The 12,397-nt window shown below is 53.3% G+C and carries 14 protein-coding genes and 1 riboswitch; of the genes, 8 read left to right on the top strand and 6 right to left on the bottom strand.

The features are described 5' to 3' along the window. Positions 1-4 precede the first annotated feature (4 nt). Positions 5-352 (bottom strand): hypothetical protein, encoded by a 348-nt coding sequence (locus tag WC1_RS24625; protein ID WP_136345716.1) that lies wholly within the window; start codon positions 350-352, stop codon positions 5-7. Between the two features lie 410 nt (positions 353-762). Here WC1_RS24625 and uvrB point away from each other — a divergent pair, with 410 nt between their 5' ends. Next, the gene (gene uvrB / locus WC1_RS16720; protein WP_003837055.1) at positions 763-2,784 is read left to right on the top strand and encodes an excinuclease ABC subunit UvrB; all 2,022 of its coding nucleotides are present in this window, start codon (positions 763-765) and stop codon (positions 2,782-2,784) included. Between the two features lie 122 nt (positions 2,785-2,906). Here the strand turns inward: uvrB and yvcK are convergent, their stop codons facing one another. Further along, on the bottom strand, positions 2,907-3,815 hold the full coding sequence (yvcK, locus tag WC1_RS16715) for a uridine diphosphate-N-acetylglucosamine-binding protein YvcK (protein ID WP_003837052.1): 909 nt from the start codon (positions 3,813-3,815) through the stop codon (positions 2,907-2,909). Between the two features lie 329 nt (positions 3,816-4,144). Beyond that, positions 4,145-4,290, top strand: a riboswitch (molybdenum cofactor riboswitch). On the opposite strand from yvcK, the gene moaA reads away from it, so the two are divergent. The 6 genes from moaA (at position 4,278) to WC1_RS16685 (ending at position 7,725) form a co-directional block, all read left to right on the top strand. Then, positions 4,278-5,267 (top strand): GTP 3',8-cyclase MoaA, encoded by a 990-nt coding sequence (moaA, locus tag WC1_RS16710; protein ID WP_032934386.1) that lies wholly within the window; start codon positions 4,278-4,280, stop codon positions 5,265-5,267. Its footprint overlaps the riboswitch before it by 13 nt. A gap of 19 nt (positions 5,268-5,286) precedes the next feature. After that, complete coding sequence (moaB, locus tag WC1_RS16705) at positions 5,287-5,799, top strand: molybdenum cofactor biosynthesis protein B (protein ID WP_003035187.1); 513 nt, start codon at positions 5,287-5,289, stop codon at positions 5,797-5,799. 2 nt (positions 5,800-5,801) lie between these two features. Continuing rightward, entirely contained in the window at positions 5,802-6,287 is a 486-nt protein-coding gene (gene moaC / locus WC1_RS16700; RefSeq protein WP_003035188.1) for a cyclic pyranopterin monophosphate synthase MoaC, read from the top strand. Then, the gene (moaD, locus tag WC1_RS16695; protein ID WP_003837047.1) at positions 6,280-6,525 is read left to right on the top strand and encodes a molybdopterin synthase sulfur carrier subunit; all 246 of its coding nucleotides are present in this window, start codon (positions 6,280-6,282) and stop codon (positions 6,523-6,525) included. Before moaC ends, moaD begins: the two co-directional genes overlap by 8 nt. 1 nt (position 6,526) lies before the next feature. Continuing rightward, a complete protein-coding gene (moaE, locus tag WC1_RS16690) occupies positions 6,527-6,979 on the top strand; it encodes a molybdopterin synthase catalytic subunit MoaE (RefSeq protein WP_003035193.1) in 453 nt (150 codons plus the stop codon). Between the two features lie 41 nt (positions 6,980-7,020). After that, positions 7,021-7,725: a Bax inhibitor-1/YccA family protein gene (locus tag WC1_RS16685; RefSeq protein WP_003831536.1), complete on the top strand. Its 705-nt coding sequence runs from the start codon at positions 7,021-7,023 to the stop codon at positions 7,723-7,725. A gap of 100 nt (positions 7,726-7,825) precedes the next feature. On the opposite strand, the gene WC1_RS16680 is transcribed toward WC1_RS16685, so the two are convergent. Genes WC1_RS16680 through WC1_RS16670 form a run of 3 tightly spaced genes read right to left on the bottom strand, consistent with a single transcriptional unit; the run spans position 7,826 to position 10,787 of the window. Then, positions 7,826-8,788 (bottom strand): lysylphosphatidylglycerol synthase domain-containing protein, encoded by a 963-nt coding sequence (locus WC1_RS16680; RefSeq protein WP_016149824.1) that lies wholly within the window; start codon positions 8,786-8,788, stop codon positions 7,826-7,828. Next, positions 8,788-10,029 (bottom strand): cardiolipin synthase ClsB, encoded by a 1,242-nt coding sequence (gene clsB / locus WC1_RS16675; RefSeq protein ID WP_003837040.1) that lies wholly within the window; start codon positions 10,027-10,029, stop codon positions 8,788-8,790. Before clsB ends, WC1_RS16680 begins: the two co-directional genes overlap by 1 nt. Further along, complete coding sequence (locus WC1_RS16670; protein WP_003035201.1) at positions 10,026-10,787, bottom strand: endonuclease/exonuclease/phosphatase family protein; 762 nt, start codon at positions 10,785-10,787, stop codon at positions 10,026-10,028. The genes clsB and WC1_RS16670 overlap by 4 nt, the downstream gene beginning before the upstream one ends. A gap of 131 nt (positions 10,788-10,918) precedes the next feature. On the opposite strand from WC1_RS16670, the gene WC1_RS16665 reads away from it, so the two are divergent. Further along, positions 10,919-11,329 carry a YbhQ family protein gene (locus WC1_RS16665; protein WP_003035203.1) on the top strand — a complete coding sequence of 137 codons (411 nt, stop codon included), beginning with the start codon at positions 10,919-10,921 and terminating at the stop codon, positions 11,327-11,329. Here WC1_RS16665 and WC1_RS16660 read toward each other — a convergent pair. Further along, entirely contained in the window at positions 11,291-12,397 is a 1,107-nt protein-coding gene (locus WC1_RS16660) for an ABC transporter permease (protein WP_003837035.1), read from the bottom strand. The two genes, WC1_RS16665 and WC1_RS16660, sit on opposite strands and share 39 nt — an antisense overlap.

Consider the following 12,397-nt stretch of genomic DNA (forward strand, 5'->3'; position numbering starts at 1 on the left):
TCCCTCATGATGATATCCGCCTCGCGGACTGGTGGTCGGGAGAAAACTGCAAATCTCTTGCCAGAAGCGGAATTGGGGAAAAATACAGCAGGATGGCGTGCAGCGCTGGCGGTAAATTCTTACTGACCGCATTCCTGACGTTGTTTTGTGCACATTGGCAGTGCCTGGTGGTGTCGTGATGGTGCAGGCAGGAAAATGATGAAAATGCGAGCAAGATCTCGGCCATCCGAGGTCGCTTCGTTAGCTGATAAATATCAAAAAATAGCGATAATTTTTTTTTATCCCACCAGAAAAGACCATCAGGACGTTTTTGCCAGGCTACAGTCCATACGGGCTGGAGGCAGTTATCCACTATTCCTGTGGATAACCTTGTGTATTAGGGTTAGAAAACACAATGTAAGCGAGAGAAGACGCGGCCTGCGACTAAATTGATGCGAAAGACGGCTCGAGATAATAATCATTAGATTACAGGATGTTAGATAAATGCAATGGCTGTCGCAGAAGTGTCATGCGTTGCCACAAAACTTTCATCGAGTAGCTTGACAAATGTTAAAAAAGTCATTGGTTTGGGGATAACACATTTTTGCTGGTGTTTTATCTTGCCTGCGGACAAATTTTAGCCTGTAGTCACGGCCATTTTGCTGGGGTAACAGAAATATTCTGGCGCGTTACTGTTTTTTCATCCAGTATATTTTACTGGCAAAATATACGGCTGCGAGTAAAATTACACACCTGCCCGCCCATTGCTTCAGGTAGCTGCTCATGAGTAAACCGTTCAAACTAAATTCCGCTTTTAAACCCTCTGGCGATCAGCCTGAGGCGATTCGTCGCCTGGAAGAAGGTCTGGAGGATGGTCTGGCGCATCAGACGCTACTGGGGGTGACGGGGTCGGGGAAAACATTCACCATCGCTAACGTGATTGCGGACTTGCAGCGTCCTACCATGGTGCTGGCCCCCAATAAGACACTTGCTGCTCAGCTGTACGGTGAGATGAAAGAGTTCTTCCCGGATAATGCGGTGGAGTATTTCGTCTCTTACTACGACTATTATCAGCCGGAAGCCTACGTACCCAGTTCTGACACCTTCATCGAGAAAGATGCTTCGGTCAACGAACATATTGAGCAGATGCGCCTGTCGGCAACCAAAGCGCTGCTGGAACGTCGCGATGTCGTTGTCGTGGCGTCGGTTTCGGCGATTTATGGTCTGGGTGACCCGGATCTGTACCTGAAAATGATGCTGCACCTGACGGTGGGGATGATTATCGACCAGCGTGCGATCCTGCGTCGTCTGGCGGAGCTGCAATATACCCGCAACGATCAGGCATTCCAGCGCGGGACCTTCCGCGTGCGCGGTGAAGTGATCGACATTTTCCCGGCAGAATCCGATGACATCGCGCTGCGCGTGGAACTGTTTGATGAAGAGGTCGAACGTTTATCGCTGTTTGACCCGCTGACCGGACAGGTCGAATCCACAATTTCGCGCTACACCATCTATCCTAAAACGCACTACGTGACGCCGCGAGAACGTATCGTGCAGGCGATGGAAGAAATCAAAGTTGAGCTGGCAGAGCGACGTAAAGTCCTGTTGGCAAATAACAAACTGCTGGAAGAACAGCGCTTAAGTCAGCGTACCCAGTTCGATTTGGAAATGATGAATGAGCTGGGTTACTGCTCGGGGATTGAAAACTACTCCCGCTATCTGTCCGGGCGCGGCCCTGGCGAGCCGCCGCCGACGCTGTTTGATTACCTGCCTGCCGATGGCCTGCTGGTGGTGGATGAATCCCACGTGACTATCCCGCAAATTGGCGGCATGTATCGCGGTGATCGGGCGCGTAAAGAAACCCTGGTCGAATACGGATTCCGTCTGCCGTCGGCGCTGGATAACCGTCCGCTCAAATTTGAAGAGTTCGAGGCGCTGGCTCCGCAAACTATCTACGTTTCGGCGACGCCGGGCAACTATGAGCTGGAGAAATCCGGTGATGAAGTGGTCGATCAGGTGGTACGACCGACCGGCCTGCTGGATCCGGTCATTGAGGTGCGTCCGGTGGCGACGCAGGTTGACGATCTGCTGTCGGAGATCCGCACCCGTGCGGCGATTAACGAACGTGTGCTGGTCACCACGCTGACCAAACGGATGGCAGAAGACCTCACAGAATACCTCGAAGAACATGGCGAGCGGGTGCGTTATCTGCACTCTGACATCGATACTGTGGAACGCATGGAAATCATTCGTGACCTGCGTCTGGGCGAGTTTGACGTGCTGGTGGGTATCAACCTTTTACGTGAAGGTCTGGACATGCCTGAGGTCTCCCTGGTGGCGATTCTGGACGCAGACAAAGAAGGATTCCTGCGTTCTGAACGTTCGCTTATCCAGACCATCGGTCGTGCGGCGCGAAACATCAACGGTAAGGCTATTCTCTACGGCGATAAAATTACCGCCTCAATGGCTAAAGCGATTGGTGAAACCGAACGTCGTCGTGAGAAACAGCAACTCTACAACGAAGAGCACGGTATTACGCCGCAGGGCCTGAATAAGAAAGTAGTCGATATTCTGGCGCTGGGTCAGAATATTGCGAAGACCAAGGCGAAAGGTAAAGGGAAGTCACGCGCAGGCGCGAAGTCTGAAGTTGTGGAACTGGATATGACGCCAAAAGCGCTGCAGCAGAAGATTCACGAGCTGGAAGGGCAGATGATGCAGCATGCGCAGAATCTTGAATTTGAAGAGGCAGCGACGATCCGCGACCAGTTGCATCAACTGCGCGAGTTGTTTATCGCAGCATCGTAAGAGTGTGCCGGATGCGGGGTAAACCCCTTATCCGGCCTACGGCAAAGATCGCGTCCGTAGGTCGGATGTCGGAGCGGAGCGTTTGGTAGGCCTGATAAGCGCCGCGCATCAGGTAAATCCGTTTAGCCTAGCGCCTGCACCGCTTTCTCCAGCGCACTATGCAATAGCTGGCGGTCATGGCGGTAGGGAATATCGCTGGCTTCCAGCACTTCCTGAATGACAACGCGGTCGGTAACGACGGAAGCATCCACTTTCGGACCCACTACTACCGCATCAATCACTTTCTTCCCGACGTACTGTTCAATAATGGCCAGCTTATCGCTAAGCGTCAGGCTGGCTGCTGGCAGGCTTAATTCGCGCCCCAGATTGCCTATATAGACCATCGGGGCCGGTGTGCGACGTAACGCCTGCGCCAGCTCGTCTAGCAACAGGATCGGCATCAGGCTGGTGTAAAAACTGCCTGGTCCTATCAGAATCAAATCCGCTTCGGCGATAGCCTCTACTGCTTCCCGCGTGGTGGGGACTTTTGGCGATAGCATTAGCTCCTGAGGCGGGATAGTAAGCTGATCGATATTCACTTCGCCATAGACTTCATGCCCCTGATCGTCGATAGCCATCAAATCCACCGGCAGCTCCGACATCGGAATTAAATGCGCATCTACCTTCAACAGGCTTCGAATTAAATTGATGGCTTCCAGAGGCCGCACGCTGAGGTGATCGAGCGCTTTTAACATCAGATTTCCGAGGTTATGCCCGGAAAGTTCGCCATTCCCGCCAAAACGGTACTCAAACATCGCGGATGCGACGCTGGGCTGGGTAATTAACTGGTTCAGACAGTTACGCATGTCTCCCCAGGCTATCCCGCCTTCAGAGCGACGAATACGACCTGTCGAGCCGCCGTTATCCGTGGTGGTGACGATACCCGTCAGGCGTGAGCCTAGAGGGGAAAGTGAGGAGAGAACGCGTCCTAATCCATGCCCTCCGCCGAGAGCGACAACGCGGTCCAGATCTGCCAGCGTGCGAGTGCGCATATATTTTCCTGATATCAATTGATCGGCGTTACAGTAACGTAAATAGCGTGTTTTCAGCAATTATCCAGTCGGCATCTGCCGTAATTTTTTTCTGCGGTCTACTCCTTTCTGGCGAGATCCACCTGATGGCAAGATGATGTATATCAATGCAAAACTGTGATTTTTGCTTATTCTGTAGCGAAATTGCACGATCATGTCGTTATGTATGTATTTATATAGCGAAAGTGTACATGGCAAAAGCGTCATTTACACGCTAGTATCGGCATAACCACTAAGTACTCTTAATAATTTGAGTTGCCGGAAGCCAACGCATCTGCAACACGAAGTATGACGAGTATAAACACTCTAGCCTCTGCACCTGGGTCAAATGATACGGTGCTTTGGCCGTGACAAGACTTGAAAAAGTTTGTCACCAGGGCGCAGGAAGAAATGACTACGTCTCCCGTATTTGGAAAGGTGTACATGGGCTCTCAACTTACCGATGCTTTCGCACGTAAGTTTTACTACTTACGTTTGTCGATTACCGATGTGTGTAACTTTCGTTGCACCTACTGCCTGCCGGATGGCTATAAGCCCGGTGGGGTCACCAATAACGGCTTTCTGACCGTTGATGAAATTCGCCGTGTCACGCGCGCGTTCGCCAGTCTGGGAACGGAAAAAGTGCGTCTGACAGGGGGCGAACCTTCACTGCGTCGCGACTTTACTGACATTATCGCCGCCGTGCGCGAAAACGACGCCATCCGTCAGATTGCGGTAACCACCAATGGTTATCGTCTGGCTCGCGATGCTGCTGCCTGGCGCGATGCCGGACTGACCGCGCTCAACGTCAGCGTCGACAGCCTGGATGCCCGTCAGTTTCATGCCATTACCGGGCAGGACAAGTTTCAACAGGTGATGGCAGGCATTGACGCCGCCTTTGATGCGGGTTTTGAAAAAGTGAAAGTCAACACCGTGCTGATGCGCGACGTAAACCATCATCAACTGGACACCTTCCTTGCGTGGATCCAACCTCGGCCAATCCAACTGCGTTTTATTGAACTGATGGAAACGGGCGAGGGCAGCTCTCTCTTCCGTAAACACCATATCTCCGGACAGGTACTTCGCGATGAGCTGCTGCGTCGCGGCTGGATCCACCAGATCCGACAGCGCAGCGACGGCCCGGCTCAGGTTTTCTGCCATCCTGATTATGTTGGCGAAATTGGTCTGATCATGCCTTATGAGAAAGACTTCTGCGCCACCTGTAATCGTCTGCGCGTTTCCTCTGTTGGCAAGCTTCATCTGTGTTTATTTGGTGAAGGCGGCGTAAGCCTGCGTGATTTGCTGGAAGATGACGCTCAGCAGCCGGCGCTGGAAGAACGTATTTCAGCCGCGCTGCTGGAGAAAAAGCAGACCCATTTCCTGCATCAGAACAATACCGGTATTACGCAAAACTTATCTTACATTGGCGGCTGATCGCTAAAAGGAGTTTTTCATGAGTCAGGTAAGCGCTGAATTTATCCCGACACGCATTGCTATTCTTACTGTTTCCAACCGTCGCGGCGAAGAAGATGACACCTCCGGCCATTATCTGCGTGACTCGGCGCAAGAAGCGGGTCATCAGATTGTCGATAAGGCGATTGTCAAAGAAAACCGTTACGCCATCCGCGCCCAGGTTTCTGCCTGGATTGCCAGTGATGATGTACAGGTAGTGCTCATTACCGGCGGTACCGGGTTAACCGAAGGGGACCAGGCGCCGGAAGCGCTGCAACCGCTGTTTGACAGAGAAGTTGAAGGGTTTGGCGAAGTCTTCCGTATGCTGTCGTTTGAAGAGATTGGCACCGCGACGCTGCAATCCCGCGCGATTGCCGGAGTGGCCAATAAAACGCTGATTTTCGCCATGCCGGGTTCGACCAAAGCGTGTCGTACCGCCTGGGAAAATATCATTGCGCCGCAGCTTGATGCCCGTACGCGTCCGTGTAATTTCCACCCACATTTGAAGAAATAAGTATGTCGCAACTGACTCATATTAACGCCGCTGGCGAAGCGCATATGGTGGATGTCTCCGCCAAAGCGGAAACTGTACGCGAGGCGCGTGCTGAAGCATTCGTGACTATGCGTAGCGAAACGCTGGCGATGATTATCGATGGCAGCCACCATAAAGGTGATGTATTCGCCACGGCGCGTATTGCGGGTATTCAGGCCGCCAAACGTACCTGGGATCTTATCCCGCTGTGCCATCCGCTGATGCTGAGTAAGGTGGAAGTCAATCTTCACGCTGAACCGGAGCACAACCGCGTACGGATTGAAACGCTGTGTCGCCTGACCGGTAAAACCGGCGTTGAAATGGAAGCGTTAACGGCGGCCTCCGTGGCGGCGTTGACCATCTACGATATGTGCAAAGCGGTGCAAAAGGATATGGTGATTGGTCCGGTGCGTCTGCTGGCAAAAAGCGGCGGCAAGTCCGGAGATTTTAAGGTAGATGCGCATGATTAAGGTTCTCTTCTTTGCTCAGGTACGCGAACTGGTAAACACCGATGCGCTAGAGGTTGCTGCCGAGTTTGCAACGGTAGAAGCGCTGCGCAAGCATCTTGCGGCAAAAAGCGATCGCTGGGCGTTGGCGCTGGAAGACGGCAAGCTGCTGGCGGCGGTAAACCAGACGCTGGTCGATTTTGACCATCCCCTTAACTCAGGTGACGAAGTTGCTTTCTTCCCACCGGTAACCGGAGGCTAAGATGGCGGAAACGCGAATTGTTGTTGGCCCTGCGCCGTTTCGCGTCGGGGATGAGTATCCCTGGCTGGCAGAGCGTGATGAAGACGGCGCGGTGGTCACTTTCACCGGTAAAGTACGCAATCACAATCTCGGTGACAGCGTTAAGGCGTTAACGCTGGAACACTATCCGGGAATGACCGAAAAAGCGCTGGCGGAGATTGTCGACGAAGCGCGTTTGCGCTGGCCGCTGGGTCGGGTGACGGTTATTCATCGCATTGGCGAACTGTGGCCGGGTGACGAAATCGTGTTTGTTGGCGTGACCAGTGCGCATCGCAGCAGCGCGTTTGATGCCGGGCAGTTCATTATGGATTACCTGAAAACCCGCGCGCCGTTCTGGAAGCGCGAGGCCACGCCGGAAGGTGAGCGCTGGGTTGATGCCCGCGACAGCGATAAGCTAGCAGCAAAACGCTGGTAGAGTACAATAGTTGTAGGCTCATACTGATTCAGGAGATTGTCATGGACCGATTCCCACGATCCGATTCTATTGTACAGGCCCGTTCCGGCCTGCAAACGTATATGGCGCAGGTGTACGGCTGGATGACCTGCGGACTGTTGCTGACGGCGTTTATCGCCTGGTATGCGGCAAATACACCCGCGGTGATGATGTTTGTCTTCTCCAGCAAAATCACCTTCTTTGGCCTGATCATCGCTCAACTGGCGCTGGTGTTCGTCCTGTCCGGTATGGTGCAAAGGCTGAGCGCGGGTATGGCGACCACGCTGTTTATGCTCTATTCGGCATTAACCGGGCTGACGCTATCAAGCATTTTTATCGTCTATACCTACTCGTCCATAGCCAGCACCTTTGTGGTTACCGGAGGGATGTTCGGGATCATGAGTTTGTATGGCTACACCACCAAACGTGATCTGAGCGGCTTCGGCAATATGCTGTTTATGGCGCTGATCGGTATTGTGCTGGCCTCACTGGTTAACTTTTGGCTGAAGAGCGAAGCGCTGATGTGGGCGGTGACCTATATCGGGGTGATTGTGTTTGTTGGTCTGACCGCCTATGACACGCAGAAGTTGAAAAATATCGGTGAGCAGATTGACCTGCGCGACAGCTCCAATCTGCGTAAATACGCGATTCTTGGGGCCTTAACGCTGTATCTGGACTTCATCAACCTGTTCCTGATGCTGCTGCGTATTTTCGGCAATCGTCGTTAATTCTCTGTTGCCGGATGGCGCTGCGTTTATCCGGCCTACCGCTTGGTATCAAAAGTAGGCCGGATAAAGCGTTAAGCCGCATCCGGAACTATATACACTATCATTTCGCCATCGCCTTCTCGTTTTTTACCCGCAACTTTTTTGCCCGACTCTCCAGCAGCAAATAACACACCAGTGCCAGAAGCAGCGGAATAAAATAGTACAACACGCGATACGCGAGCAGGGCAGCAATGATCGTTCCCTGAGACGTGTCCTCTCCTGCCAGCAGCGCCATAAACACCGCTTCCAGCACGCCGATCCCCGCGGGAATATGCACGATTACGCCGGCAATACTGCTCACCAGCAGCACGCCCAGCACGAAGAAATAATCGATATTCTGACCGAGCAACAACCAGATAATCGCCCCCATTACCATCCAGTTCGCACTGGATATCGTCATTTGCGCGAGGGCAAATTTCCAGGAGGGCAGCACCAGTTTTTGGCCCTTGATGGTGATGTGACGATGTTTAGCGAAGGCGCAAAACCACAGATAAACAACAATAATCAGCAGCAGCGCAATGCCTAAGATGCGCAATGTGCCTTCATCGATATACCAGTGTGCGGGCAGTTCGACGACGCCGAAGGTAAATATAAAACCGCCCAGCAGAATATAGCCCAGCCAGTTAGTGGTAATACTCAGCGAAAAAATCCGCGTTATTGTACCCCCCGGCAATCCGAGGCGCGAGTAAAGGCGATAACGCATCCCTATACCACCCACCCAGGTGCTCAACGTCAGGTTGAAGGCGTAACAGATAAACGACACCAGCATGACCTGGCGTTTTGCCAGTTTGTGGCCGCAGTAGTAGCGCCCGAGCAGATCATAACAGCCGTAAAGTAAATAACTGACGATCACCAACCCCACGGCGCTGAGCAGGGCGATCCGATTGTAATCGCGAATTACCGTCCACACTTCCTGCCAGTTGACCTTGCTGGCATAAACAACCAGCAGCACGATCACCGCAATAAAAAACAGCCATGTGAGGATCTTTTTCGCTAACCGCCAGCGTCGGTGGCTTTTTGCCATCAGGTTTTCCCTCCTGCATCCTCTGTTTGTATACGGTCCTGAGTTTCCAGAGCGGGCTGCGCGGGCGGCTCTACCTCGGCCAGATGCGGGGTATGCGCCGGCAGCCAGCCGACCAGCGCCGGGAAGTGGCGTAAAAAGTGGAAGGCCAGTACGCTCTTGGTCAGGTTCCACCAGGTGCGTTTTGGCAGCATGGATTCATCAACCCGCTTGCAGTCCTGCGCAATAATAGGGTTCAGGTTGTCACGCAGGGTCTGATTAAACGTGCGGTCATGAATAATCAGATTTGCCTCCAGATTCAGTGACAGGCTCAGTGGATCAAGATTGCTGGAGCCCACCGTCGCCCAGTGATCGTCCATCAGCGCCACTTTGCCATGCAGAGGTTTACGGCGGTATTCATAGACATGGACGCCGCCTTTTACCAGATAGTTGTACAGCAGGCGGGCGCCCACTTTCACAATCGGCATATCCGGTTCACCCTGCACGATGAGTTTTACCCGCACGCCCCGTCGGGCCGCTTTACGCAGGGCATGCAGAAAGCGATAGCCGGGAAAGAAGTAGGCATTGGCGATGATCACTTCCCGCCGTGCCTGGGTCAGCATTTTCAGATAGTGGCGTTCAATATCATCACGATGTTCTTCGTTATCGCGCCAGACGAACAGCGCCTGCGCTTCGCCGGGGCGATGATTGTCGATTGCCCGGTGATGACGTCGCCACCAGCGTCGTACAGCACTCTGTCCGGGCAAGTTTTCCAGCACGAATTTCAGAATGTCAGCAACGACTGGACCTTCAACGCGCACGGCGTAATCCTGCTTGGCCTCCGGACCGTAATCAGACATGTGCTCAGCGGAGTAATTGATGCCGCCAACAAAGGCAACACGATCATCAATGACCACAATTTTGCGATGCATACGGCGAAAGAGATTAGTGCGCATCCCGAACAGACGCGGACGCGGATCGTAGTAGCGGAAAACAACGCCGGCTACGGTGAGCTCTTCGACAAAACTGTCGCTAAGATCCGGCGAGCCGTAGCCATCCAGCAGCACCTCTGCTTTGATTCCTCGCCGGGCGGCTTCGAGCAACGCGGCATGCAGCTGTTTTCCTACCGCATCTTCAAACCAGATAAAGGTCTCGAGGATTATTTTTTGCTGCGCCTGTTCAATGGCGTCAAAGACGGCGGGGTAGAATTGATCGCCGTTTTCCAGTAGTTGAATTTGATTGCCTTCACGCCAGCCATATTTCATAAATGAATCTCCGCACTCAGAGGGGCATGATCGGACAAATGTCGCCAGTGACGCAGCGCCAGCGTCGTTGGGGTACTGGCATTCGCGTTTTTCACATAGATCCTGTCCAGACGCAGCAGGGGAAACTGCACCGGAAATGTTCGCGCCGGGCGGCCGTGGGCGCGGGTAAAAATCTCGTCAAGGCCAGCTTTGGCTTTCAACGGGCGATTGGCCGTTTGCCGCCAGTCGTTAAAATCCCCGGCAATCACCACCGGCTCCGCGTCGGGCAGGGCGTTAACCCAGTCTGCCAGCATCGCGAGCTGGGCCTGGCGGTGAGCTTCACGCAGGCCGAGGTGCACACACATCACATGGATGGGGTGGGAGAGCATTGGCGGTACGATTCGGCAGTAAAGGACTCCGCGCTTTTCACTCGCGCCGACCGACACATCACGATTTTCATAATGCTCAATGGGATACCGCGACAGCACAGCATTACCGTGATGTCCCTGCGGGTACACGGCGTTACGCCCGTAGGCGAAGTCGCTCCACATCGTGTCCGCCAGAAATTCGTAGTGGCTGGTATCCGGCCAGTTCTCAATGTGCAGCGAATGAGCTTCGTGCGCACCCATCACTTCCTGCAAGCATACAATGTCTGCACCGACCGTTCTGACGGCCTCCCTTAGCTCAGGTAAAATAAAACGCCGGTTGAAGGCGGTGAACCCTTTGTGAGTATTAATGGTGAGCACATTGAATGAAAATTGAACTCCCGATCCGCTCATGAGCCTCCCGTTGGCGTCACTTCCTAAATAAAATAGTGTAGTCATCGTCACAAAAAGATGCAGTGTTGCGGAATTTTCCGTAAAGTCCGGTACTCTGAACAATTAGTTGAAAATCCTTCAGGAGAAAAGCCATGAGGTGGCAACAACGTGTTCGTGTCGCAACGGGTCTAAGTTGCTGGCAGATTGTGTTGCATTTACTGGTAGTGGCGTTGCTGGTAATGGGCTGGATGAGCGGCACGCTGGTGCGCGTCGGCCTGGGATTATGCGTCGTTTACGGCGTAACGGTTTTATTAATGCTGGCCTTGCAACGTCACCATGAACAACGCTGGCGTGACGTCGCTGATGTGCTGGAAGAGCTGACTACCACGTGGTATTTCGGTGCCGCAATGATCGTGCTGTGGTTACTGTCGCGCGTGCTGCAAAACAACGTCTTGCTGGCACTGGCGGGTCTGGTGATCCTGGCCGGACCCGCCGTGGTCTCGCTGCTGGCGAAAGACAAAAAGCTACATCACCTTACGTCGAAACATCGCATACGCCGCTGAGCCGGTTGTGGCCGCTATCACCAACAGCGGCCACAAACTTCCCCAGACAATCTGCAGACTCGCATCCTTCAGGTAAATCTGTTTCGTGATGTCCGTAAAATGGCGGATCGGGTTTATCCACGTCAGATTCTGCAACCAGACCGGCATGTTTTCGACCGGTGAGACGTAGCCCGAGAGTAAAATCGCCGGCATCATAAACACAAACACGCCGATAAACGCTTGCTGCTGGGTGGCGCACAGCGATGAAATCAGCAGACCAAAGCCGACCAGCGACAGCCCGTAAATTACCATTGTGAAATAGAACAACCCCAGTGAACCGGCAAATGGAATGTCATAAGCCCAGATACCAATTGCCAGCACAATGGTGGCCTGAAAGGTGGCCACAATCAGCGCGGGAACTGCTTTGCCGATGAAAATCTGCCAGGTGGTAAGCGGGGAGACCAGCAGCTGATCCAGCGTGCCTTGTTCGCGCTCACGGGCAACCGAGAGCGAGGTGACGATCATTACGCCGATAGTGGTGATCATGGCGATCAGCGACGGCACCACGAACCATTTATAATCCAGATTCGGGTTGTACCAGTTACGCACGACCAGCTCGCTGTTGTTTGGTTTCGGCTTGCCGTCCATCAGCTCCTGCTGATACGTCTTAACGATTTGCTGCAGGTAATTGGCGGCAATTTGCGCGCTGTTGGAGTTACGCCCGTCGAGGATAATCTGCATAGGAGCTTGCTGGAAGGTGTCCAGGTTGCGCGAAAAATTGGCCGGGAAGCGCACCAGCAGCAGGGCTTTTTGCGTATCGATGGTAGGCTTAATCTCCTGCGGGCTTTTCAGCAGCAGAACATGCGTAAAAGCGCTGGCGCGGGCGAAGCGCTGGGTAAGCTCAACCGAATGTTTACCGTTGTCTTCGTTATAGATAGCGATCGTGGCGTTGGTGACTTCCAGCGTTGCCGCGAACGGGAACAGGATCACCTGAATCAGCACCGGTAAAATCAGAATGGCTCGCGTCTGCGGTTCGCGTAATAGCGATTGCAGCTCTTTGCGAATTAATGTCCATAAGCGATGAAACAT

This window comes from Citrobacter sp. KTE30, from assembly GCF_000398825.1.
GTDB classification, from domain to species: domain Bacteria; phylum Pseudomonadota; class Gammaproteobacteria; order Enterobacterales; family Enterobacteriaceae; genus Citrobacter; species Citrobacter freundii.

Excerpts from the sequence above, each read along its gene's own strand:
- yvcK (WP_003837052.1), bottom strand. The coding sequence starts at position 3,815 with ATGCGCACTCGCACGCTGGCAGATCTGGACCGCGTTGTCGCTCTCGGC.
- WC1_RS16685 (WP_003831536.1), top strand. The coding sequence starts at position 7,021 with ATGGACCGATTCCCACGATCCGATTCTATTGTACAGGCCCGTTCCGGC.
- moaC (WP_003035188.1), top strand. The coding sequence starts at position 5,802 with ATGTCGCAACTGACTCATATTAACGCCGCTGGCGAAGCGCATATGGTG.
- moaD (WP_003837047.1), top strand. The coding sequence starts at position 6,280 with ATGATTAAGGTTCTCTTCTTTGCTCAGGTACGCGAACTGGTAAACACC.
- WC1_RS16665 (WP_003035203.1), top strand. The coding sequence starts at position 10,919 with ATGAGGTGGCAACAACGTGTTCGTGTCGCAACGGGTCTAAGTTGCTGG.
- moaB (WP_003035187.1), top strand. The coding sequence starts at position 5,287 with ATGAGTCAGGTAAGCGCTGAATTTATCCCGACACGCATTGCTATTCTT.
- uvrB (WP_003837055.1), top strand. The coding sequence starts at position 763 with ATGAGTAAACCGTTCAAACTAAATTCCGCTTTTAAACCCTCTGGCGAT.
- clsB (WP_003837040.1), bottom strand. The coding sequence starts at position 10,029 with ATGAAATATGGCTGGCGTGAAGGCAATCAAATTCAACTACTGGAAAAC.
- moaE (WP_003035193.1), top strand. The coding sequence starts at position 6,527 with ATGGCGGAAACGCGAATTGTTGTTGGCCCTGCGCCGTTTCGCGTCGGG.
- WC1_RS16680 (WP_016149824.1), bottom strand. The coding sequence starts at position 8,788 with ATGGCAAAAAGCCACCGACGCTGGCGGTTAGCGAAAAAGATCCTCACA.
- WC1_RS16670 (WP_003035201.1), bottom strand. The coding sequence starts at position 10,787 with ATGAGCGGATCGGGAGTTCAATTTTCATTCAATGTGCTCACCATTAAT.
- WC1_RS16660 (WP_003837035.1), bottom strand. The coding sequence starts at position 12,397 with ATGTTTCATCGCTTATGGACATTAATTCGCAAAGAGCTGCAATCGCTA.
- moaA (WP_032934386.1), top strand. The coding sequence starts at position 4,278 with ATGGGCTCTCAACTTACCGATGCTTTCGCACGTAAGTTTTACTACTTA.